Raw genomic sequence first — 21585 nt, forward strand, 5'->3', positions numbered from 1 at the left:
TGTCAGAGGTGCCTGGCAGACTCGCAGGCATGACGGACCGCTGGGCTCTCGCTCCGGCCGAGGACGGTGGTGTGGAGCTCGCCGCCCTCGGGCCCGACGGGCTGCCCGTCGGGCCGGTGCGGTGGGAGCCGGATCCGGCCGAGGCCGTGCGGGGGCGGCCCGAGGTGGCGCGGTGGGTGTGGCGGTCCACCGCCGAGGTCTATCCGCGTCTGCTCGCCGCGGGGGTGCGGGTGGAGCGGTGCTACGACATCGAGGACGCCGAGACCCTCCTGCTCGGCCACGAAGGGCGGGCCGGGGAGCCGCGTTCGGCCGCCGCCGCCCTGGCCCGGCTGCGCGGCGGGCCGGTACCTCCCGACCCGCCCCTGCGCGCCGCCGAACCGGGATCGCAGTCGCCCCTGTTCGAGCCGCAGAGCGTCCGTCTGCCGCTGGCCGACCTCGTCGAGGTCTACGCCGACCAGCAGCGACGGCACGACGCCACCGCGCACCCCGACCGGATGCGGCTGCTGACCGCTGCCGAGTCGGCGGGGATGCTGGTGGCCGCCGAGATGAACCGCGCCGGACTGCCGTGGAGCGCCGAGACCCACCGCCGGGTGCTGCACGAGCTGCTGGGCGAGCGCTATGCCGGTGGCGGGGAGCCCCGGCGGCTGGCCGAGCTGGCCGACGAGGTGTCCGCGGCCTTCGGGCGCCGGGTGCGGCCCGATCTGCCTGCGGATGTCGTCAAGGCGTTCGCGCAGGCCGGGATCAAGGTGAGGTCGACCCGCCGCTGGGAGATCGAGTCCCTCGACCACCCGGCCGTGAAGCCGCTGGTCGAGTACAAGAAGCTGTACCGCATCTGGGTCGCCCACGGCTGGTCCTGGCTCCAGGACTGGGTCCGGGACGGCCGCTTCCGGCCCGAGTTCCTGGCGGGCGGGACCGTCACGGGCAGATGGGTCACCCATGGCGGGGGCGCCCTGCAGATCCCGAAGGTGATCCGGCGCGCGGTGGTCGCCGACCCCGGCTGGCGGCTCGTGGTGGCGGACGCCGACCAGATGGAGCCGCGGGTGCTCGCGGCCATCTCCCGCGACCCGGGGCTCATGGAGGTGGCCGGACGCGGGAGCGACCTCTACCAGTCCGTCTCCGACCGGGCCTTCTCCGGCGACCGCGCCCAGGCCAAGCTCGCCGTGCTCGGCGCGGTCTACGGCCAGACCTCCGGCGACGGCCTCAAGAACCTCGCCGCGCTCAGACGCCGCTTCCCGAAGGCGGTGGCGTACGTCGACGACGCGGCCCGCGCGGGCGAGGAGGGCCGGCTGGTGCGGACCTGGCTGGGGCGGACCTGTCCGCCGGCGGCCGGGACGGGTGACGCGGAGGAGGCGGGCATCCCCCAGGACGAACCGCCCGGGCAGCCCGGCTCCGGCTCCGGCGAGGACGGCTGGGTCCCCGGGTACGCCTCCACCAACACCCGCGCCCGCGGGCGGTTCGCCCGGAACTTCGTGGTGCAGGGCAGCGCCGCCGACTGGGCCCTGCTGCTGCTCGCCGCGCTGCGTCAGACCTTGGCGCCGATGGCGGCCGAACTGGTCTTCTTCCAGCACGACGAGGTGATCGTGCACTGTCCCGAGGAGGAGGCCGAGGCGGTTGTGGCGGCGATCGGAAGGGCGTCGGAGCTGGCCGGGCGGCTGACGTTCGGCGAGACACCGGTGCGGTTCCCGTTCACGACGGCGGTGGTGGAGTGCTACGCGGACGCGAAGTGATCACCGTAAGCCGGAGTCGTCGAGCAGCGCGATGAGCTCCTGGAGCACCGCCTTCTCGTCCGTGCCGTCCAGCGCGTCGAGAGCGGCCCGCCACTGCTCGTACGCCTCCTCGGTCCTGCCCCGCTCGCGCAGCAGGAGTCCGTGCTGGTGGCGCGCGAGGGCACCGGTGTAGCGGTCGGCGCGGGCGTCCGCGCGGCGCAGCAGTTCCGCGCACTCGGCGGCGGCGCGTTCGCCGTGGCCGATCAGGCGCAGGGCCCGGACCAGACCCAGGCGGGTCTGCGACTCGCCGTGCCAGTCGCCGGGGCTGCCGAGGATGCGCAGGCTCTCCTCGAAGTGCGCGACCGCGGCGGCCGGTTCACCCAGGGTGAGGTGGGCGTAGCCGATGTTGCAGTGCGCCGAGTGCCGCACGACCGCGCTGCCGGTCTCCTCGCCGATGGCGAGCGAGCGCCGGTGCTGCTCGATGGCGGCGCGCGGGTCGGTGTGCTCGTACAGATTGCCGAGGTTGCTGTGGGTGACGGCCTCGCCGAAGGGGTCGTTCAACCGCCGTGCGTGGGCGAGGCTCTGCCGCAGTGCCTCGCCCGACTCGGCGTACCGGCCCAGGCCTTCGAGCAGCAGGCCCCGGTTGTTGAGGCAGCGGCGCGTCCAGGAGTCCCGGCCCAGGCGCCGCCAGATCGCGAGGGCCCGGTCGTTGAGGGCCAGCGCCTCGCTGTGCCGGCCGGTGAGGAAGTGCAGGCCGGCCAGGTCGCCCAGGGCGCACGCCTCGGCCTCCTCGTCGTCGAGCCGCCGCGCCAGCGTGAGCGCGGACCGGCCGAGGATCTCCGTCTCGGCGACCCGGCCGCTGCGCTGGAGGAAGGGGGAGAGCAGCCGCAGCAGGGTGGAGACATGGGCGGCGGTGCGGGCGTCGGGGGTGTCCGTGTGCCGTTCGGCCAGGGCCACGATGTTCTCCAGCTCCGACTCCCCCCAGGCGAAGGCCTTCTCCGAGGAGGGGAACGGCGGGATGGCCAGCACGTGGGCCGCGTGCTCCGGTGGTTGCGCGGCGGTCGGGCGGCGGCGGTCCTCCAGGTCGAGGCCGGGTTCGACGATCGCGGTGAGGGCGCGTTCGGCGACGGCCGCGTACCAGCGCAGGGCGGTGCGGACGATGTCGGGGGCGTGCCCGGTGGCCGCGAGTTCCCGCGCGAAGTCGCGGACCAGGCCGTGCGGGGCGTAGCGGCCGTACGCCGTCTCCTCCAGGAGGGCCACGTCCACGAGGCGGTCGAGTGCGTCCTCGGCGCGGGTCTCGTCGGTGGCGTCGGTGCCGAGGAGGCGGGCGACCAGGGGGACGCCGTAGGTGGGCAGGTCGAGGGCGCCGATGCGGCACAGGGCGAGCGCGGCGTCCCGGTCGGAGCGGCGGCCGGAGGCGGCGAGGGCGTCGTGGGCGACGGCCAGGGAGCGCCGGACGGAGAGGTCGTCGTACTCCAGGTGCCGCAACCGGTCCTCGGTGGCGGCCAGTTGGTCGGCGAGCACATCGGGGGTGAGAGCCTGCCGGGCGGCCAGGCGGGCGGCGACCACGCGCAGGGCCAGCGGGAGGCGGCCGGTGAGTTCTATGAGGGGGTGCGAGGCGTCGATGGGGGTGGCGGTTTCGGGGGTGGCGGGGGCGCCCTCCTCGACGGGGGCTTCCCCTCCGTTTCCGTTCCGGCCGGGCCGGCCCGACACCGCGCGCAGCAGCTCCGCGCTCTCCTCGGCCGAGAGCGGGGAGAGCGGGAAGCGGTGGGCGTCGTCGAGGGCGGTCAGGGGGGAGCGGCTGGTGACGATCACCGCGCAGCCGCCGCCGGCCGGCAGCAGCGGCCGCACCTGCGCGGCGCTGGCCGCGTCGTCCAGCACCATGAGCGTACGGGTGGGCGCGAGAAGTGAGCGCAGCAACGCGGCCGCCGCGTCCGGGTGTTCGGGGATGCTGCGCGGGTCGGCGCCGAGGTCGCGGAGCAGGGCCGTGAGGGCCTGGGCCGGGGAGAGGGGGGTCATCCCCGGGGTGGCGCCCTGGAGATTGACGTAGAGCTGGCCGTCAGGGAAACGTTCCCGCAGCTCATGGGCGACGTGCAGGGCGAGTGCGCTCTTGCCGACGCCGGCCATGCCGCTGACGACACCGACGGCGGGGCCACCGTCCGAGGTGAGAGCACGGCGCAGATCGTGCCGGGTGGTGACACGGCCGGTGAAGTGACCGGGGGGCGGGGGGAGTTGGGCGGGGCGGGGTAGCAGGAGGGGCGCTCCGTCACCCTGCGTCTCGGGATCCTCGGGATCCTCGGGATCCTCGGGGTCAGCGGGCGACGGGTCGTCGGCAGCGGGTGCCGGCGGGTGGGCCGGGGGCGACAGAGGGACGGCCAGGGGTGACGGGGGGACGGCCCGCGGGACATCTCCGCGCGTAGCGCCGGGGCGAGGCGCGCCGGGAGCGGCCGACCGGCCCCCCTCGCCGGCAGCGCCGAAGTCAACGGTCTGGTGGGCACGCTCGGTTGTGGCCGCCCGGTCCCTGTCGCTGCCCCGATCGGCCTCGGCCCGCCCGCCCCCGGCTCCCCCGCGCAGCACCTCCACATGTGCCTCGCGGACCGCCGGGCCCGGTTCCACTCCGAGTTCCTCGACCAGGCGGGTGCGCAGGTCGCGGTGGACGGCGAGGGCCTCGGCCTGGCGGCCCGTGCGGTGCAGGGCGAGCATCAGCTGACGGTGGTAGGACTCGCGCAGCGGGTGTTCGGCGGCCAGCGCGGAGAGTTCGGGCACGAGGGCGTCCGGCCGGGTGTCGGCGAGGGCCAGCTCGGCGTCGTAGTGCCACTCCAGGAGGAGCAGCCGGGCCTCCTCCAGGCGCTGCACCAGGGTGTATCCGGCGATTTCGGAGGGGACTCCGCTGAGCGGAGCGCCCCGCCACAGCGCGAGCGCCGCCGCGCAGGCCTGGACGGTCCCGGTCCAGTCCCCCTCGGCGTGCGCGCCGCGGGCACGGGCGGCGTGGCTCTCGAAGACCTGGACGTCGAGTTCGCCCGGCGCGACGCGCAGCAGGTAGCCGGGGGCCACCGCCTGCAGCCGTTCGGGATCGTCGAGCTGCCGTCGCAGCCGGGAGACGTGGTTATGGAGCGAGGCCTTCGCCGAGGCGGGCGGCGTGCTGCCCCACAGCGCCTCCTTGAGGGACTTGGTCGAGACGACCCGGCCCGCTTCGAGGAGCAGCGCGGCCAGCAGGATGCGCTGCTTGCGGCTGCCGACGACGCGTACACCGGCGCTGTCGTGGGCGTCGTGGGCGTTGCGGCGGTCGTGACCACCGTGGCCGTGGCTGTCGTGGCTGTCGTGACCGCCATGGCTTTCATGGCCACCACGGCTTTCATGGCCGACGTACAGAATCGGCGGCCCGAGCAGTCCGAACCGCAGCCCCGACTGCGATCCGCGCCCCATCACGCCGCCCACTTCTGGCGGAAATCCGCCCTCTTCACGGCGGTTTCCCGCCAGCCGTCCGACGCCGGCCGCTGCCGGAATCCGCTGTCGTCCCGCGGTTGCCCACCGTCGGTCCCCCATCACCGCAGTCGACTTCAGGCCAACCGGCGGGCAACGAAAGGTAGATGCGTTGGCCACATGTTAGCGACTTGTTGGCGCAACCTGATGTGATCACAACATCGGATCTGGCCCGAGGGTGCGCGCGTACCACGCGCAACTCGGGGGAGTGTCGCCGTCGCGGCCGGATCCGTGGGACGCGAGAGGGTTCCGGTCGGTGGAGGTGAACGACCGGGACCCTCGTCCTGTGTCCGGGCCGTCGGTCCTCAGATCACCGGCGGGCGTCCCAGGCGGGTGAGCCGCCACACCGTTCGCCAGCGCATCGGCCGCCGTTCGCCGGCCGGTTCCCGCAGGCCCTCGACGAATCCGCCGAACCAGGCGCGCAGTCCGCTGGACGAACGGATCCGCAGCAGGGTGAGTGCCGTCCACACGCCCAGGTGCACGGGGATCAGCGCCAGGGGCAATCGGCGGCGGACCAGCCAGACGCGGTTGCGGGCGTTGACCCGGTAGTAGATGGCGTGCCGGGCCGGTGAGGTCCTCGGGTGCTGGAGGAGCAGTTCGGGCGCGTACAGGATCCGCCAGCCGCGGTCGGCGGCCCGCCACGCCAGGTCGATCTCCTCGTGGGCGAAGAAGAACTCGGCGGGCCAGTCCCCGGTCTCGGCGAGCATGGCCATGCGGAAGGCGTGCCCGCCGCCCAGGAACCCGGTGACCTGGCCGCCGCGCATCGGGTCGGAGGCACCGATACGGGGCACGTGCCGCTGCTGGGTCTCGCCGCTCTCGTCGGCGATGCGGAAACCGACGATGCCGAGCCGCTCGTCGGCCGCGAACAACTCCTGTACGCGGCGCAGCACATCGGCGTCCACGAGCAGGCCGTCGTCGTCGAGCTCCACCACGACGTCCACGTCTCCGAAGTCCCGCAGCCGGGCGAGCGCCACGTTCCGCCCGCCGGGGCAGCCGAGGTTCTCCTCGACGTCGAGGCTGGTGACCTCGCCGGGCAGGGAGAGCCGTTCGGCGAACTCGGGCAGCCGGCAGCCGTTGCCCACGATCACGATCCGGGCCGGGGCGAGGTCCTGCTTGGCCACGGACCGCAGCAGGGCGTCGACCTCGTCGGGCCGGTTCCCCATCGTCACGACGGCCACGGCGATCCTCGGCGCGCCCATGTCCCCACCTCGTCCCCTCGTCCCGGTCATGCCGACGGGCATCAACCGGCGCGATGCTAGCCGTTCACGGTAAGGACTTCTCAGGTATGGCGACGGCCCGACACGGGTGGGCCGGCGTCCGCTCGGCTCGGGACCCCTCGAACAGCCCCCGTGTCACCCCCGCCGGTTCTCCCTGCGCCGCACGAACTTCAGCCCCGACCAGTCCTCCCCCAGCGCCGCGACCTTCACGTCGACGACGCCGAGCGGAAGGAAGACCTCACGCAGGGAGTTCTCGGTGATGTCGCTGACGTGACCGGCGGCCCTGCGCGGCCAGGCGATCCACAGTGCGGCGTGGTCCGCGAGGCCGGCGACCAGTTCACCCGCCTCGGCGGCGAGCCGCGCGTACTCACGGTGGAAGGTCAGGGCCACGTCCGCGCCGCGCGGGCCGCCGGCGGCGACCTCGCAGCCGTCGGGCAGACCGGGGATGTCCCACCCTTCGGGCGCGCCGTCGAGCCGTACCCGGTGCCCCGCCTTGATGCCGAGCTTCCTGGCGAGGGGCGTGGCGGAGTAGCCGCCCGCCGAACCGGTTCCTGACATACGGCACCTCCGCGCGCTGATCCGTCCCCCTTCAGTCCATCGTGACGGTCCTGGCGGCAGATGTCCGTGCGGACACGGGGTCACGGGGGCACGGGCGGACGCCCCGGACCGGCTACCGCACCACTCGCGCGAGCAGTGTGGCGAGGTCGGCGAGGAACTGGAGCCAGGGGCGCGCCTGTTCGGCCCGGCGCCCGAACCGTCTGCGCCAACCGCCGGACCGGACGTCGTCCCGCCGCTGGATCGTCCTGTCCCGCACCCGTCGTAAGGACGTGGCGCGGCTCGTTCCGATGCGCTTGCGTCGCCTCATGCCGGGACGTTAGCCGGGCAGCGATCGGTGCCACAGGGCAGCGGACCGCCAAAGCGGGCGGGCGGTTATTGGCGGTAACGGGTAAAGGGGGGCGGGGGGATGTGCCGGGGCCTCCGCTGCGGTGCCCGTGCGAGTGCGTGTGCGTGTCACGGCGTACGCCCCCTTACGCGCGCCGGCGCGCTAGCCGCTCCGCGGGAGGCCCTCGACGCGGTCCTCCACGAACGAGGCGTACTGCGTGGACATCTTGTCGACGTAGGTGTGCAGGTTGAACTGGCGCTCCACGTGCCTGCGCCCCTGCTGTCCCAGCCGGCTGGAGAGCTCCGGGTCGAGGATCAGGCTCCGCACCCGCTCACCCAGCTGATCGAGATCGCCCGGTGTCACGACGTATCCCGTCCTGCCGTGGATGACGGCCTCCGGCAGCCCACCGGTCGCGGTGACAACGACGGGCCGTCCGGCGGACATGGCCTCCAGCGGGGCCAGGCCGAGCGGCTCCGGGTAGTCCGAGGGGTACACGACCACGTGGGACCGGGCGTACAGCCGCGGCATGAGCTCCTTGGGGGTGGGGACCAGATCGACGTGGGAGCGCAGGTCCAGGTCGCCGATGAGCCGGTTGAGCCGCAGCAGGAAGCCCTGCTGTTCCTCGTGCCAGTCGACGACCTCGTGCGGGCTGGTCAGCACGAGGCGGACCGGCAGCCCGTTCGCGCGGAGCCTGCCCACCATGCGTACGGCCAGCTCCGCACCCTTGTCCGGGATGAGCCGGGCGGGCAGCAGCACGGTGCTGGAGCCGTTGGCGCGGGCCGGCGGCAGTTCGCGGAACCGGCTGGTGGCGATGCCCAGATAGGTGCGCCGGGCGCGGATGCCCAGATGGGTACGGCAGGCGAACGCGAGGTAGTCCGACACCACGTAGTGGCCGTCCCAGGACCGGCAGAACCGGGCCGTCCACGGGTCCTCGGGCCAGATGCTGTGGTAGGTGTGCAGCAACGGCGTGCCTGTGCGCTCCCGCAGCCGGCTGAGCGCCAGCGCCGGGACCGGCGAGAAGTGGTGCAGGTTGTGCCCGTGCACCAGCTGTATGCCTCTGCTCTCCACAGTCCGCGTGAGCCACTCCAGCAGGTCGCGGGCCTGCCGCTGTTCGAGGGGCGTCAGCCGCCGGCCTCCCCCGCTCAGGGCGGTGCGGTGGTACTCGGCCAGCCGCAGCAGGGGGTGGGTGAGGATGTCGACCTGGTCGACCGGCTGGGGCCGGGGCTCGCCGGTGAGCAGGGTCACCCGGTATCCCCGGCGCGCCAACAGGGCGGCGTAGTCGGCCAGATGTGACTCGACGCCTCCGACCGTAGGCGGAAAGGCCCAGTGCACGAGAGCTATGGAGCACCGCGTTTCTGTTGGCCCACCGCCTGTCACGTATCTCCCTCTCGTCGGGGACCGTTGTGCGTCAGGTCATGGGGACCGTTGTGCGTCAGGTCGTCCGGAACCGTCAGTCACGCGGATCCCGGATGCCTCGATACGCCACTCCTCGTCGTCGACGCCGACCACGTCCGTGCTGCCGTCGATGTCCACGCGCACGTCGACCGAGCGTTCGCCGAGCCTCAATCCCCGAACAGAGTAGGGGGAATTCAGTCCCATGAGTGAGGGCGCGATCGGCCGTAGCGCCAGTCGGCGACCGGGAACGTCGACATCCGGTCGCAGCATCGCGGAGCACAGCAGTGCGGCGGAGGCAGCCGCCCAGGCCTGCGGCCGGCAGGAGGGGGGATACGGCGCCGGCTGCCCGAACCGGGACGACGGGTAGGCCGCGTAGAGCTCGGGCAACCGGTAGTCGAAGTGCGCGGCCGCGTCGAGCATGCCGCCCAGCAGGGTCGCGGCCTCCTCGACGAAACCCGTGGTGGCGAGTCCGTGCACGGCGATGGCGGAGTCGTGGGCCCAGACCGAACCGCCGTGGTAGCTGAACGGGTTGAATCCGGCCAGGTGCGCGGAACGGGTGCGGATTCCCCAGGGGGTCCGCAGTTCGTCCGACATGAGTGTCTCGGCCACCCACCGGTGTTCCTTGTCGTTCTGGAGGATGCCGGAGTTCAGCAGGTGCCCCATGTTGGAGGCCGGCCCGGTGACCGGGGCGCCGCTCCCGTCGACGGCGATGGCCGGATAGCGTCGGCCGTCCTCGCCGTCGATCCAGAAGAGCCGGTGGAAGGCGGCACGCAGCCGCCGTGCCCGTTCCCGCCAGCGGGCGGCCTCCTCCCGCTCCGCCGCCTGTCCTCCCGCGAGCGCGGTGAGGAGTTCGGCGTATCCCGTGGCGGCCTGGTAGGCGTAGCCCTGGACCTCGCACAGGGCGATGGGCGGGTCGACCCGCCGTCCCCGCGCGTCGCGGATCGCGTCGGACGAGTCCTTCCAGCCCTGGTGGAGCAGCCCGTCCGCCCGGCCCTTGCCGTAGCTGATCAGGTCATGGCCGTCCATCGCCTGCTCGACCCAGCCCATGGCGGCCGTGGCATGGGGCAGCAGGGCCCTGACGTCCTCCTCGGCGAGGCCCCATTTCCACGCCTCGTGCAGGAGCACCACGAACAACGGGGTCGCATCCACCGACGCGTAGTAGCGGGCGGGCAGCACCATGCCGTCGCCGTGGCGTGTCTCGGCGGGCCGCAACTCGTGCAGGATCCTGCCCGGCGCCTCGTCCGTGAACGCGTCGTGGCGCGTGCCCTGCCGCCTGGCCAGGGCATGGAGCGTGCCGCGGGCCAGCCCGGTCCCGAACGGCAGCATCATGCGGGCCGCCCAGATGCTGTCGCGGCCGAACAGGCCGAGGAACCAGGGGCATCCGGCGGCCACGAACTGGTCCTCGCGCTCCTCGGCGGAGCTGTTCCGGTCGGCGAGCCGCAGCGCCTCCAGGTCGGCGAGGGCCCGCTCCAGCAGCGCGGACATGCGCTCGTGCCCGACGACCTCGGCCCGCTGCCAGGGCGCGCCCTGCCGCGGTGGCACCGGATATCCCGCGACGGTCGTCGTCTTGCCGTGCACGAGCAGGTGTACGGACCACTCCTCGTCCGGGGCCAGCTCCAGCTCCCAGCGGAACTCCACCTGGCCGGGACGGCCCTCGACCGGCGTGATCCTCGGCAGGTTCCCGCCCGCGGCCGGCGCGAGGGGCTCGATCCGCAGCACGACCTCGCTGTTGTCGTGCGGGCTGTGCCACCGCACCGCGGGGACGACGCCCTCCACCTGCTCGCAGGGAACGTCGTCGACCGGCAGCCCCGCCTTGATCGTGGCGACGTCGGCGAGGTCGGTGGCGGCCACCACCGAGACGGTGCACCGGGCCGTCCGCCCGCTGACGTTCTGCACCAGGACGACATCGCCCGACTCGCCCCGGTCCGGACGCCGTACGGCCCGCTCGCGCGCGACCAGCAGCCAGGGAGCGGACGTCGGGTCCTCGGAGGACCGGCACACCGCCCGGAACAGCGCTTCCCGGGAACCCTCCGGGCGGTGGGCGACATGCTCCGGCTCCTGGCCGTCGACGAGCAGCCTGAGGGTGTGCAGCAGCCTTCGGTCCTGGTCGTAGAACCCGTCGACCCCGGTCCCCCGCAGCTGTCCGTCCTCGGAGGACATCGCGAACGACGGCGCGGCCAGGCAGATCACCGTAGCGTCCAGAAACGGCTGACGGCCCGGCTGAGGGGAGGCGGAGTCGTTCACTGAAGTACCTTTCCAAAGCGCCGCGAGGCCCGCTGCGACCGTGCCGGCCGGGCCCTTCGGGCGGTCGTCCCATCCTCGCGAGTGGCGAGGGCGGTCGTCGGACAAATCACCCGAGGCAGCCGCTTGATGGGGAGCCACGATAACGGCTGGCCGCCCCCTCAGCCATCATGCGAGGTCGGGCGAGCCACGGGCGGAAGAGGGGCGGGCCAACCGGCGGGTGAGGGGCGGGCCACGGGCCGAAGAGGGGCGGGCCACCGACGGAAGAAGGGCGAGCCAACCGGCGGACAAAAGGCGAGCCACCGACGGAAGAGCGGCGAGCCACCCAACGGGCAAAAGGCGAGCCACCGGCAGAAGAACGACGAGTCACCCGGCGGCAAAGGGCGGGGCACCCGGCCGGCAAGGTGCGGGCCACCGGCGGGCGAGTTGTGCAACAGGGGCGCCAAAAGCCCTTCCTCACCCCATACTTGTTGCCTCACATGGGAGAACGGTGTCGGGCGGGGGGATCCCATGCGCCGTAACAGTCGGGGCAAGCGACGTCTGGACCAGGTGCTGGCGGTCACGGGCACGGCGGTCGCCGCGGGCGCCCTCGCCGGGGTCAAGTTCGTCGGCGGATGGGCGCAGTTCCTGGTGATCTGCCTGCTGGCCGCGGGCACCGGCCTGGGCGCCTACTCGGGGAACTCCCTGCGGGCGCGGGCCGCGGGAACTCCGCCGCAGGTGCTGATCAGCCATCCGCACGGCGACGAACCGTGGGCGCACTGGCTGGCCTGGCGGCTGAGGCGGATCGGGTATCTCACCTCCACGCGGCCGTGGGCACCGGTGGAACACCTGGTCCCGCAGCCGCCGGAGGTCGCCCCCGATCACGAACTCATCATCGTGTCCCGGGCGTTGGACGACACGGATCACCCGCCCGAGCACACGCGCGTGGCCCGCGCCCGCGGGAAGTCCGTACTCGCCCTGGTGACCGCCCACCACGACCCGCCGCTCACCCGGTGGGCCGGTTGCGAGGTGTTGACGCTGGCCGGCCGTACCGCCGACGACGCGGCGGCCACCATCGACGCGCGGCTGCACCAGGCCGGCGCGGTCCCCCTTCCGGAGTACACGGCCTCCCACGTGGTCGGCGAGGTCGAACCGCGCTATCCGGCCATCGGCCCCCTGGTCACCAACTTCGACCGGCGGGCGGTCTCGCACTTCGCGGCGCGGCGCGAGGAACTCGCCCTGCTGCGCGCGGTCCTCGGCACGGTGAACGTCTCGGGCGGCGGCCGCACCTGCGCCATCCACGGCCTCAGCGGCATCGGCAAGACGCGGCTGGCCCTGGAGTACGCCCGCCGGTACGAGGATCTCTTCGACGTCATCTGGCGGGTCGAGGCCGCCCACGCCCCCACCGCCCGCGCGAGCCTGCTCGCCCTGGCGCACCGGCTCCAGGACTTGCGCGACCAGCAGCCGGGGGCACGGGCACAGCACGAGGACCGCGACCCCGAACAGACGCTCCAGCACCTGCTGTCCAACGAGTTACCCAGGACCAGAGCGCTGTTGATCTACGACGGGGCGGAGGACGACTCCACCATCCGGCAGCTGCTGCCCGACACCGGGAACGGCGGCCAGGTCCTGATCACCTCCGTCAACCCGGTCTGGCAGCGCAGCGCTCCCCACCACCGCATCGCCCTGGAGGCGTTCACCGCGGAGGAGGCCGTGTCGTTCCTCCGCAACGAGAGCGGGGTCGACGACGAGGCCGGACTGGCGAAGATCGTCGACCGGCTGGGCCGGCTGCCGCTCGCCCTGGAGCCCGCGGCGGCCTCCCTGCGCCACGAGCCCGACATAGACGCCTACCTCCAGGCCCTGGACGTCCCCTCGCAGGCGGCCCCCTCGATCCGTCCCGAGACGAGCCCGAGCGGCGCCCCGGCCTGGATCCACTCCTTCAACCAGGCCGAGACGAAGGACGCGCTCGCGGGACTGCTGCTGCGGCTGTGCGCCTTCCTCGCGCCGCAGGGCATCCCCAGCTACTTCTTCGAGACCAGCCGACAGCGCACCGACCTGCTGCCGAGGCCCCTCGCCGAGGGACTGGCCCAGCCGTCCCGCGACCGCCGCATCAAGGACACGGCCAGGAACTCCTCGCTGCTCACCGGCGAGGCGAAGCTGGTCATGCACACCCAGGTGCAGGCCGTGATCCGCGAGGAGATGCCGGAGGAGGAACAGACCTTCCACGCGGCCGCCGCGGTGTGCCTGGTCAACGGATGGTTCCCGGAGGACCCGGAGCAGGAGAGCACCTGGCCGCAGTGCGTCGAACTGCTCCCGCACGCCCGGGTGGTGCTGGACCACTGCGGACGGCTCGGGTTCGTCGACGAGAACACCTCGACCCTGCTGCACAGCATGGGCGAGTACTTCCGGGTGCAGGGCGACCGCACCGAGGCGGAGCGGCTCCTGATGGACGCCCTGCGCCAGCGGGAGAACCTCTGGGGCCGCCAGAACTCGCTCGTCGCCAACACCCTGGTCTCCCTCAGCCGGCTCAAGGTGCTCAGCGCCGAGCTGCCCGAAGCCCGCAGTTTCGCCGAGGACGCGCTCAAGATACGACTGCGCCTGGACGGCGACCGGGACCCCCGCACGCTGGAGAGCCGCATGCAACTGGGGCGGGTTCTGCGGGAACTCGGTGACTTCGAGGGGGCGTCCGAGGCCGCCGACCAGACGCTGTTGCGACTGCGGAGGCTGTCCGAGACCGACCCGGTGAAGATCGCCGACGGTCTGTGCGATCTCGGCCTCGTCCGCTGGCGGCAGGGGCGGCTCGGCGAGGCGCTGAACCTGCACCGGGAGGCGCTCCACCTGCTGGAGCGGGCACCGGGAGACGGCGAGCCCGCGCGACGCAACCGTACGGCGTTCGTCCACCAGGCGCTCGGGCTCGCCCTGTTGGACTCCGAGGACCTGGAGGGGGCCGAGCAGCATCTCAGGAGCGCACTGGACGTCCTGGAGTGCGCCGGCTACGCGGTCGGCCACCCGGTCGTGCTCTCCTCCTCCGTCCACCTGGGCGAGACGCTCCGGCAGCGGGCGGCGCGGTACCGGGGACGGGACGACCGGCGCTCCCCCGCCCGCGAGCGTTCCTCACCCGGAGAGCGGGAGGCCGAGCGTCTCCTCGCCGAGGCGAAACGGATCTTCGACGAGGTGCTGTCGGCCCCCCACATGGACGGGGACCGCGACCACCCGGACCGGGCCTGCGCCCTGGTCCGCTACTCGCATCTCCTCCACGACCAGGGCAACAGTGAGGCAGCGCTGACGGAGGTCAAGAACGCGATCCGCATCTACACGGAGAAGTACGGCTCCCAGCACCCCTACGTCGCCGAGGCCCGCTACCGCCGGGCCCTGATCCGCAAGGGAAGCGGGGCCGACCCCCTCCGCTGGCGGGAGGACCTGACCACGGCACGGGACATCTACCTGCGGGTGCACCCCACGGATCACCCCCTCATCCAACGGATCGAGGAGGAGCTGGGTGACGATCCCGGCCCGGCGCCGGGCGAGGCCCCGGACGGACGTCATCCCTGAGTCTGCGTCACATCCCTTGCGGGGCGTCTCAGGGCTCCGGGCACGCGGCGCCCCGGCCGCCTCCGGGCAGGGATACCCTGTTCGCACAGGCCCCGGCCCCCGGCAGTGAGACTCCGCTGCGGGAGGCCGCCGTGTTCGCCCTGTTCCTCATCGTCATCGTGGTCCTGTTCGGCTTCGGCTTCCTCAGCTCCGTCTGGTGGATGGCAGCGGCCTCCGTCGTGGTGGTGGCCGTCACCGCCCAGTACGGGCGCCGTGGTGCAGGCGGCGGCTGGGACCGTGACGGCGGTTCCGGTCCCGGGGAGCATCAGGACCACGGGCAGGGGCGGTGCCGTCCTCGGCATCGGGCGCGCCGGAGGCGCGCGGCCCGTCGAGCCGACGGCGAGCCTCGCAGGTGACCGCCATCCCGCCCCGCGAAGGGCAGCCGCTGTCCGCGGACGGGGTTGCGGCACTGCTGGCCGAGCTCGACGAACTGCGCTGCTCCAAGGAGCAGTTGGAGCGGGCGCTGGTGAGCCGTGCGGTGATCGACCAGGCGTGCGGCATGGTGATGGCCCTGGCGCCCTGCACCAGTGAGAGCTCCTGGGACCTGCTGGTGGACGTGTCGCAGCGCTGCAACATCAAGCTCCGGGACGTGGCCGCGTCCCTGGTCGCCACTACCGGGGACGAGGCACTTCCGGCGCCGGTACGGCAGGAGCTGCGCCAGGCACTGCGGCGCCTCCGTCGTACGAACCGGGGATGACACGGGCACACGCCAGGCGGCCGGCCTGCCGGGTCCTTCGCTCAGGGCGCCGTCCCTTCGGCCGAGCGTGCCGCAGGTACCGGCCGTCACGCGGCCGTACAAGCCCGGCGAGGCGGACAGTCCGCGGCCACAGGCCGGGTACGGGCACTCCCACCGTCGCCGCCGCTCACCCGGGACGAGCACACGTACGTCAGGCCCTGTTCCGCCGCTCCTGAATCTGCTCTAGGCTGCACCCAGGGAAGACCGGACCGCGACCGTTCCAGGTACCAGCAGGTCTCCCCGTTCAGGCTCCCAGCCCCCGAGTCGGAAGACAGGCCCGGCCGGAGCCGCATCGCCGGACAGAGCGGCTCCAGCCCCAGTCCTCTCGGCATTTACCAGACGGGGTGTTCCCACCAGTCCCGCCGCTGCGGAGGACAACGCGCGAGGGCACGGCGGAGGGGGGCCTCCCGTTCCTCGCGCTCCGGACGGCCGCCGTCGTGCGGCGGCGGCCGTCCGGCCCACGGCTCCCGGCGCAGGAGCGGCGTTCCGATGCGCGTCGGCTGGGGTGCGGAGTGGGTCAGGACCGCAGCTCGGCAAGGGGTTCGGAGCCCTCGATGAAGGCGCGGGCCACGTCCGCCAAGCGGCGGTTGTGGGCGCGGGCGTAGCCGCGCAGCGCGCTGAACGCCTGCTCCATGTCGATGCCCTGGCGTTCGGCGAGCTTCCCCTTGGCCTGTTCGATCAGTACCCGGCTGTTCAGTGCCGTCTGCAACTGTTCGTTGAGCACGGTGCTGCGCTGTGCGGTGCGTTGTTGCAGCAGGCTGATGGTGGCGACGTCGGCCAGCGCCTGGGCCACGAGGGTGGCGGCCGCGTCGAAGGGGCCGGGCGCGACACGGAAGAGGTTCAGGGCGCCCACGGTCTCCTCCCGCAGACGCATGGGCAGCGCCTGGACCGCCCCGAATCCGCTGCGGTGGGCCGCCGTGACGAAACGCGGCCAGCGGTCGATCTCCCGGGTCAGATCGGGGATGATCACCGGTGCGCCGCTGCGGAAGCACTCGAGGCAGGGGCCTTCGTCGTTCTGGAGCTGGAAGAGTTCCAGCAGCCGGACCTGTTCGTCGGAGGCGGCCATCACGCGGAGTTTGCCGTCCCGGTCGGCGAGCAGCACCCCGGCGGCGCTCGCGTCCAGCATGCCGACGCAGCGGTCGGTCAGCAGGCGCAGGAAATCGATGAGGTCGAAGTCGGCGACCAGGTTGTCCGCCAGTTCGACGAAGGTCTTGGCCAGGAGTTGCTGATCCATCGTGGACACCCTCAATGAAGACTAGTCCCGGTCCGAACGGACGGGAAGCACGGCACGTTCCTCGGTCGGCACGTTCCTCGGTCGGCACATTCCTCGGTCGGCACCGACACATCAGGTGTCCTGGCCGGTCTGGTCCGGCTCCGCGTCCGGTGGGAAACGAAGCCGGCGGCCCACCACGTCCGCGGCCACGTCGGCGAGCCGGCGTCCCCGCGCATAGGCATGGGCGCGGAGCCGGACGAAGGCTTCCTCGATGCCGACGCCGAGCTGCACCGTGAGCATCCCGCTGGCCTGGTCGATCTCCGCCCGGTACGCGCCCAGATCCTCGAAGGGGTGACTGCGCGGTCCGCCCGCCTCGTCAATGCGCGTGTCGAGCAGCACCAGCGTCGCGAGATCGGCGAACGCCAGAGCGTCCGCCAGTTCCTCCGCGTCCAGCCGGACCGGCGCACGGGCGTACAGGTCCAGAACTCCCGGGCTGATCGCCCCCATCTGCAGAGGGAGCGCGAAGACCGCGCGGGCCCCGGCCTCCAGGGCCGCCTCGGCGAACACCATCCATCGGTCCTGCAGGTCACGGGCCAGCAGATCGGGTGTCAGAACGGCCGAGCCGTGCAGGAAGGCGTCCACACAGGGCCCCTCACCCAGGGTGAGCTGGAGCTCCTCGAGCTGCTCACTGGTGTCGTCGGTGCTGCACAGCGGGTGGCTCGGGGCGGCCCTGGACATCGCCGACAGCCCGGCCCCGCCGACCGGCAGCGCGGCCACGGCAGCGGCACACACGTCCATCACGGCGACTCGGGCACCGCGCCGGGCCGCCTGCTCGGCCACCAGCAGGTGGATGCGTGCCGACCTGCTCTCAGGGCCCACCCGTGCCACCGCCTCCCGACATCGTGGCAAGGCCCTGCGGCCTCGCCGTCGTGCGTTCGGTGAAAGGAAGCACCAGCGCGCGGAACGTGGTGGCGCCCAAGGTCCTGCGCAGCTGTCCGACATCCAGCCAGCCCCAGGAGCGGAGCGCGGCGAGAGTCGGGTGATCGGCCCGGTCCACCAGCGTGGCGCCGAGTGCGGCCCGGTGATCGGTCAGCAGCCGCTCCTGCACACGGCGTGCCAGTTCCCGGTCCTGTGGATGCGGGCGGATCAATAGGTCGGTGAACGCGAAGACCCTGCCGGACACCGTGAGCTGCCCGACACCGCGCGGCAGGACTCCGTCGAAGCCGAGCCACCAGGAGCCGTCACGGTCCACCGGGAACCCGAAGGCGCATCCCATCAGGACCTCCGTCTCGGCGATCACCATCGCGCATTCCGGCCGGCGCATGTCGGTGAAGAGCCGGTTCAGGAAGTCCTGGCGGTGACAACGGCGGTACGCGTCACCCGGCGCCGTGGGGAGAGAGCCCAGGTACAGCTCGGCCAGATCCTCACGCATGCCGTCCACCAGCTGACGTTCCACCCGACGCAACCGGGTCGGAGCCACAGCACAGGACTCGGCGTCCTCGGGCTTCCGGGACTGTCCCGGCCTGGGTCCGGCCGTCATCGCACATCGTCCGGGAGGAGACGCGCGTGGGACACGGACCGGTGCGGCGAGGCCGGAGCGGGCATGCCCGCGGTGTCGTCGAGGGGAGGTGGCACGGTGTCGGGCGGAAGGCCGAGGAACAGGAACCCGCAGCCGGTGATGCCGACGACAAGGGCGAACATCCGAGGCGGGTGGTGCAGGCGCAGCGTGGCGCCCGCCGCGGTGGTCCGCTGCGCGGCGTGCAGGAAGACGTTGAGGCCACTGCAGTCACAGAAACCGACGGGACTGAGGTCGACGTCGATGGCGCGGATGCCGTCCCGCAAGCACAGCTCCAGGGATGCGCGCACCAACGGCGCGGATTCCAGATCGATCTCACCCGCCAGGGTGATCAGCGCCCGTTTCCTTCGGTCATGGCGGTACACGACGAGCTGTGGGAGGGGCATGACGCCTCGGTTCGGAAGAAAGCCGGGAGTACGTTCGGCGGAGCGGGAACGGTGCCAGGTCCGGCCGCCTGCGCGACAGGACGGGGACCCGCACAGTTCTCTCCTGGGATGTGCCAGGTGACGGACTGCGCATCCGCTTCCCGCGTCATCTGTATCGAGGAACGACAAGCCGCCGGGGTCTGGGACGTCCGTTCAGCAGCATAGTCCCCGGCGCCGTCCGGTGGGGTCCGCCGGCCCGTCTGGTCCCAACGCCTGGAACGTGGCCGTGATACGACCCCGTACGCGGGCATGCCCCTCGCGTAGCGCGGTACTGGGCAAGAGGCGCGAAACGCGGTGGCCGACGGCCACCGGGCACGTCAGTCCGTGCACCACCCGAGGAGGTGGCTTCACATGACGGAGCCGAACGGTTCGACCGTGCCCCAGCCCGGCCCGGGAGAGCCTCGCACCGACCTGGGCACGACGCTGCGATCCTCCCGCCCCCGGCTCCAGGGACCGCCGGAGGCCCGCGGCCGGACGACCATCGCGGACGGGGTGGTGGAGAAGATCGCCGGCATCGCCGCACGGGAGGTCCCGGGGATCCACGCGCTGGGTGGCGGATTCGCCCGCACCATGGGCGCGATGCGCGACCGGGTCCCGGGCGGCCATCCCAGCGCGGGGCGTGGCGTGAAGGTCGAGGTGGGTGAGAAGCAGACCGCCATCGATCTCCAGGTCGTCGTCGCCTACGGCGTGAGCATCTCGGACCTCGCCGCAGAGGTCCGGGAAAACGTGATCACGGCGGTGGAACGCATGACGGGACTGGAGGTCGTCGAGGTGAACATCGCGGTCAACGACGTGCACCTGCCGGAGGAGGACACGCAGGAGCCCCGCGAGGACCGGGTGTATTAGGGACGCCCGGTCGGCCCGGCCGATCACGCGACCGGCCCGAGAGCCGGTTCGCCGCGTCATGGACCCGGATGACCGTGCTGTCGGGCCGGGTCGGCGTCGAACCGGTAGAGGGCCATCCACAGGATCGGAGTCAGCGCCGCGACGTCCGCGGTGATGGAGTCCAACGACTTTTCCTGCCCGGGGAGTTGACAACCCGCCGCGCGGGCTCGGGCGGTCGCGCACGAGCGGCATCGATGGGCTGGGGCTGAGGGAGAGGACGCCGCGGAAAGCCGATCCGAGGCCGACGGCGACCGGGAGCCGTCCGCCGCGAGCCGGACGGGCTCACCGGCGGGGACGCCGGGCCGGCGACCACGCCCGCCCTCCCGTCCGAGGGCGGGTCAGCGGCGTGCCAGCTGCCGTTCGCCGGCCGCACCGGGCTGGTAGGGCAGCCCGTAGTGCTTGAAGACCCCTTCCTCCTGGTCGGCGGGGAGCACGCCGTCGGTGCCGATCGAAGGAGCCTCCTTCACCAGCCTCCTGACGTAGCCCACCTTCAGATAGTCGGGACCGGCGATCGCGTTCCCAAGGGGGACGAAGACCAGACGGTGCCGGGTGGGCAGTCCGATCCGCACCGTGGCCATGACCGGCTCGTCGGTGGTGGTGTCCACATAGACCGTCTCCAGGACACCGATCTTGTGCGATTCAGGATCGAGCACGTCGCGGTTGCGCCATTCCCGGACGTCGGCAGCGTGGATCATGGCCTCTCCCTACCTGGCCGACTCATCGGCCGATGACGATGCGCACCGTCGGTCCTCCGCGTGCAGCCGCCGCAGCCCACTCCGCAGCGCCAGCTGCATCTGCTCCGGAAGCGGCCTGCCCTCCCAGCCGGCGACCAGGGCCGCGGCCACCTGAGGCAGTTTGGTGTGACACTGCCGCGAGATGTCGACCAGCAGGTTCCTGGCGGCCCCGCGGCTGCAGGGGGTCAGGACCATCATCATGCCGCGTGCCTGGTCGATGACCGCGCGGCCGGCCAGCGCCCGCCGCAGCTGGTCGTTCTCGGCGCGAAGTGCGTCGAGGTCCTGCCCCGCCGACGCGTTCCCCCATGTGGCTTCGGCTCGCAGTTTCCACCAGTCCTCTTGGAGCAGAGTCGTGCGTTGCATGGCTCGTTCCTCTTCACGATTTCGATCTCTCCGGTGGAGCGGAGCACTCCCGGATCGCGGCTGCCTGCCGCGGCACGGTTCAGTTGTGGAGCTCGTGGTCCCGACGGTTCTCGCGCCGTAGTCGCGCCCGGTTCTGGCGGGTGTAGCGGCGGTCCCAGCGGTCCTGACGATCCCTGCGCTCCCGATAGTCCCGGTAGTCCCGAGGAGCTCGGTAGCCTTCGCGATCGGAACCGCCGCCGCGACTTGGGCCTCCGCCACGATGGCGGCTCTGGCGGATCGCGCCGTAGACCAGCACCGCCGCCACCGCCCACCACATGGGCTGAAGAAAGCCGAAGCCGAACAGAACGGCGATGAGGACGAGGAGCAGAACGAACACGGTGGCCTCCCCGGGAGCGGAAAACAGCTTCGATACCGGGGACTGGGGCCTCGTTGCACAGCGTAGTCCTGTCCGAGGGTTGCGGATACCGTGCGGCGGCAGCGCTTCCCGCCCGGCACGGCCGGCCACTTGGCACCTGTCGGAAATCCTCTGCGCGGGCTAGCGTGCGCCATGCCGCCCCGGCCCCCGGCAGCGTCGCACCGCACGCGCCCCAGGGGCGCACCCTGGAGCATCGGTGCCGGAACGCGCCCCGCCTCAAGCCCGGCCGCTCCCGTCACGCCCGTCGTCACACCGGCAAATCCCGATGCCCCCGGGCAGGCACCGATCTCCCGCCCGCCGCGTCGCACGCATCCCATACCAGGCGGTACACATGTACGCCCTGATCGTTCCCGCTTCGACCGCTTTCATCCTGCTGGCCGCCGTGATGGCCCTTTCCTGGTGGGAGGACCGCATCCTGCCCTCGCCACAGACCGAGCCGGCCGCCTCTCCCGCCGAGCCTCCGCTCACCTCGGTGGTCCCGGTGCAGCTCCCAGAACCCGCCCGTGTGGACGCCGCGTTGGCAGGGGAGGTCGCCGGGCCTTGACCGGCAGCACGCGTCCGCCGCAGGCGCTCGACGGCGCGGAGGCCTACGCATTCCGTCTACGCAGCCCAAGAGCCGGACCCCCCCCCGGCCGGACGAGACAGCACGAACAACAAGAAACCCCAGATCAGAAGCCTGACCTGGGGTACTGGTGGAGCCGCCTTCGGGATTCGAACCCGAGACCTACGCATTACGAGGGCCT

19 protein-coding genes are annotated in these 21585 nt (G+C 72.5%); 6 read left to right on the plus strand and 13 right to left on the minus strand.

Going from position 1 to position 21585, the window contains the following annotated elements; translation table 11 throughout:
- Positions 1 to 29: 29 nt before the first annotated feature.
- Entirely contained in the window at positions 30 to 1727 is a 1698-nt protein-coding gene (locus AQI94_RS20865; RefSeq protein ID WP_062229875.1) for a bifunctional 3'-5' exonuclease/DNA polymerase, read from the plus strand.
- On the opposite strand, the gene AQI94_RS20870 is transcribed toward AQI94_RS20865, so the two are convergent.
- The 6 genes from AQI94_RS20870 to AQI94_RS20890 form a co-directional block, all read right to left on the minus strand.
- Positions 1728 to 5132 carry a BTAD domain-containing putative transcriptional regulator gene (locus AQI94_RS20870; protein ID WP_031045130.1) on the minus strand — a complete coding sequence of 1135 codons (3405 nt, stop codon included), beginning with the start codon at positions 5130 to 5132 and terminating at the stop codon, positions 1728 to 1730.
- A gap of 362 nt (positions 5133 to 5494) precedes the next feature.
- Positions 5495 to 6388 carry a glycosyltransferase family 2 protein gene (locus AQI94_RS20875; RefSeq protein WP_031045134.1) on the minus strand — a complete coding sequence of 298 codons (894 nt, stop codon included), beginning with the start codon at positions 6386 to 6388 and terminating at the stop codon, positions 5495 to 5497.
- 153 nt (positions 6389 to 6541) lie between these two features.
- Positions 6542 to 6964, minus strand: a complete 423-nt coding sequence (locus AQI94_RS20880; protein ID WP_031045137.1) for a hypothetical protein — start codon at positions 6962 to 6964, stop codon at positions 6542 to 6544.
- A gap of 112 nt (positions 6965 to 7076) precedes the next feature.
- A complete protein-coding gene (locus AQI94_RS45065; protein WP_167364515.1) occupies positions 7077 to 7220 on the minus strand; it encodes a hypothetical protein in 144 nt (47 codons plus the stop codon).
- Between the two features lie 231 nt (positions 7221 to 7451).
- On the minus strand, positions 7452 to 8621 hold the full coding sequence (locus tag AQI94_RS20885) for a glycosyltransferase family 4 protein (RefSeq protein ID WP_031045140.1): 1170 nt from the start codon (positions 8619 to 8621) through the stop codon (positions 7452 to 7454).
- An 81-nt stretch (positions 8622 to 8702) separates the two neighbouring features.
- Positions 8703 to 10928 carry a glycogen debranching N-terminal domain-containing protein gene (locus AQI94_RS20890; RefSeq protein ID WP_051832187.1) on the minus strand — a complete coding sequence of 742 codons (2226 nt, stop codon included), beginning with the start codon at positions 10926 to 10928 and terminating at the stop codon, positions 8703 to 8705.
- 507 nt (positions 10929 to 11435) lie between these two features.
- Here AQI94_RS20890 and fxsT point away from each other — a divergent pair.
- The 3 genes from fxsT (at position 11436) to AQI94_RS20905 (ending at position 15192) form a co-directional block, all read left to right on the plus strand.
- Positions 11436 to 14456, plus strand: coding sequence for an FxSxx-COOH system tetratricopeptide repeat protein (gene fxsT, locus AQI94_RS20895; protein ID WP_225890227.1), 3021 nt, complete (start codon positions 11436 to 11438; stop codon positions 14454 to 14456).
- A 131-nt stretch (positions 14457 to 14587) separates the two neighbouring features.
- Entirely contained in the window at positions 14588 to 14851 is a 264-nt protein-coding gene (locus tag AQI94_RS20900) for a hypothetical protein (protein WP_031045149.1), read from the plus strand.
- On the plus strand, positions 14848 to 15192 hold the full coding sequence (locus AQI94_RS20905; protein ID WP_051832191.1) for an ANTAR domain-containing protein: 345 nt from the start codon (positions 14848 to 14850) through the stop codon (positions 15190 to 15192). The genes AQI94_RS20900 and AQI94_RS20905 overlap by 4 nt, the downstream gene beginning before the upstream one ends.
- A 556-nt stretch (positions 15193 to 15748) precedes the next feature.
- Here the strand turns inward: AQI94_RS20905 and AQI94_RS20910 are convergent.
- The 4 genes from AQI94_RS20910 to AQI94_RS20925 all read right to left on the minus strand — a co-directional run bounded on the left by AQI94_RS20910 (position 15749) and on the right by AQI94_RS20925 (position 18406).
- On the minus strand, positions 15749 to 16465 hold the full coding sequence (locus AQI94_RS20910; protein ID WP_031045154.1) for a GAF and ANTAR domain-containing protein: 717 nt from the start codon (positions 16463 to 16465) through the stop codon (positions 15749 to 15751).
- Positions 16466 to 16576: 111 nt separating this feature from the next.
- Positions 16577 to 17323, minus strand: a complete 747-nt coding sequence (locus tag AQI94_RS20915) for an ANTAR domain-containing protein (protein WP_031045159.1) — start codon at positions 17321 to 17323, stop codon at positions 16577 to 16579.
- Positions 17313 to 17876, minus strand: a complete 564-nt coding sequence (locus AQI94_RS45675) for a hypothetical protein (protein WP_225890228.1) — start codon at positions 17874 to 17876, stop codon at positions 17313 to 17315. The genes AQI94_RS20915 and AQI94_RS45675 overlap by 11 nt, the downstream gene beginning before the upstream one ends.
- Before the next feature lie 104 nt (positions 17877 to 17980).
- Positions 17981 to 18406 (minus strand): STAS domain-containing protein, encoded by a 426-nt coding sequence (locus AQI94_RS20925; RefSeq protein WP_031045164.1) that lies wholly within the window; start codon positions 18404 to 18406, stop codon positions 17981 to 17983.
- Positions 18407 to 18796: 390 nt separating this feature from the next.
- Here AQI94_RS20925 and AQI94_RS20930 point away from each other — a divergent pair, with 390 nt between their 5' ends.
- Positions 18797 to 19291 (plus strand): Asp23/Gls24 family envelope stress response protein, encoded by a 495-nt coding sequence (locus tag AQI94_RS20930; protein WP_031045166.1) that lies wholly within the window; start codon positions 18797 to 18799, stop codon positions 19289 to 19291.
- 377 nt (positions 19292 to 19668) lie between these two features.
- Here the strand turns inward: AQI94_RS20930 and AQI94_RS20935 are convergent, their stop codons facing one another.
- The 3 genes from AQI94_RS20935 to AQI94_RS20945 all read right to left on the minus strand — a co-directional run bounded on the left by AQI94_RS20935 (position 19669) and on the right by AQI94_RS20945 (position 20803).
- Positions 19669 to 20025: a hypothetical protein gene (locus AQI94_RS20935; protein ID WP_031037638.1), complete on the minus strand. Its 357-nt coding sequence runs from the start codon at positions 20023 to 20025 to the stop codon at positions 19669 to 19671.
- A gap of 9 nt (positions 20026 to 20034) precedes the next feature.
- Positions 20035 to 20427: an ANTAR domain-containing protein gene (locus AQI94_RS20940; protein ID WP_037941083.1), complete on the minus strand. Its 393-nt coding sequence runs from the start codon at positions 20425 to 20427 to the stop codon at positions 20035 to 20037.
- A gap of 79 nt (positions 20428 to 20506) precedes the next feature.
- Entirely contained in the window at positions 20507 to 20803 is a 297-nt protein-coding gene (locus tag AQI94_RS20945) for a hypothetical protein (protein WP_031037644.1), read from the minus strand.
- A gap of 370 nt (positions 20804 to 21173) precedes the next feature.
- Here AQI94_RS20945 and AQI94_RS20950 point away from each other — a divergent pair, with 370 nt between their 5' ends.
- Positions 21174 to 21386 (plus strand): hypothetical protein, encoded by a 213-nt coding sequence (locus AQI94_RS20950; protein WP_031037648.1) that lies wholly within the window; start codon positions 21174 to 21176, stop codon positions 21384 to 21386.
- Positions 21387 to 21585 lie beyond the last annotated feature (199 nt).

This window comes from Streptomyces pseudovenezuelae (assembly GCF_001513955.1).
GTDB classification, from domain to species: domain Bacteria; phylum Actinomycetota; class Actinomycetes; order Streptomycetales; family Streptomycetaceae; genus Streptomyces; species Streptomyces pseudovenezuelae.

Bases quoted from the DNA above. Each gene is read 5' to 3' on its own strand.
- AQI94_RS20880 (WP_031045137.1), bottom strand. From the start codon at position 6,964: ATGTCAGGAACCGGTTCGGCGGGCGGCTACTCCGCCACGCCCCTCGCC.
- AQI94_RS45675 (WP_225890228.1), bottom strand. From the start codon at position 17,876: ATGCGTGAGGATCTGGCCGAGCTGTACCTGGGCTCTCTCCCCACGGCG.
- AQI94_RS20865 (WP_062229875.1), top strand. From the start codon at position 30: ATGACGGACCGCTGGGCTCTCGCTCCGGCCGAGGACGGTGGTGTGGAG.
- AQI94_RS20875 (WP_031045134.1), bottom strand. From the start codon at position 6,388: ATGGGCGCGCCGAGGATCGCCGTGGCCGTCGTGACGATGGGGAACCGG.
- AQI94_RS20870 (WP_031045130.1), bottom strand. From the start codon at position 5,132: ATGGGGCGCGGATCGCAGTCGGGGCTGCGGTTCGGACTGCTCGGGCCG.
- fxsT (WP_225890227.1), top strand. From the start codon at position 11,436: ATGCGCCGTAACAGTCGGGGCAAGCGACGTCTGGACCAGGTGCTGGCG.
- AQI94_RS20930 (WP_031045166.1), top strand. From the start codon at position 18,797: ATGACGGAGCCGAACGGTTCGACCGTGCCCCAGCCCGGCCCGGGAGAG.
- AQI94_RS20925 (WP_031045164.1), bottom strand. From the start codon at position 18,406: ATGCCCCTCCCACAGCTCGTCGTGTACCGCCATGACCGAAGGAAACGG.
- AQI94_RS20950 (WP_031037648.1), top strand. From the start codon at position 21,174: ATGTACGCCCTGATCGTTCCCGCTTCGACCGCTTTCATCCTGCTGGCC.
- AQI94_RS20940 (WP_037941083.1), bottom strand. From the start codon at position 20,427: ATGCAACGCACGACTCTGCTCCAAGAGGACTGGTGGAAACTGCGAGCC.
- AQI94_RS20910 (WP_031045154.1), bottom strand. From the start codon at position 16,465: ATGGATCAGCAACTCCTGGCCAAGACCTTCGTCGAACTGGCGGACAAC.
- AQI94_RS20935 (WP_031037638.1), bottom strand. From the start codon at position 20,025: ATGATCCACGCTGCCGACGTCCGGGAATGGCGCAACCGCGACGTGCTC.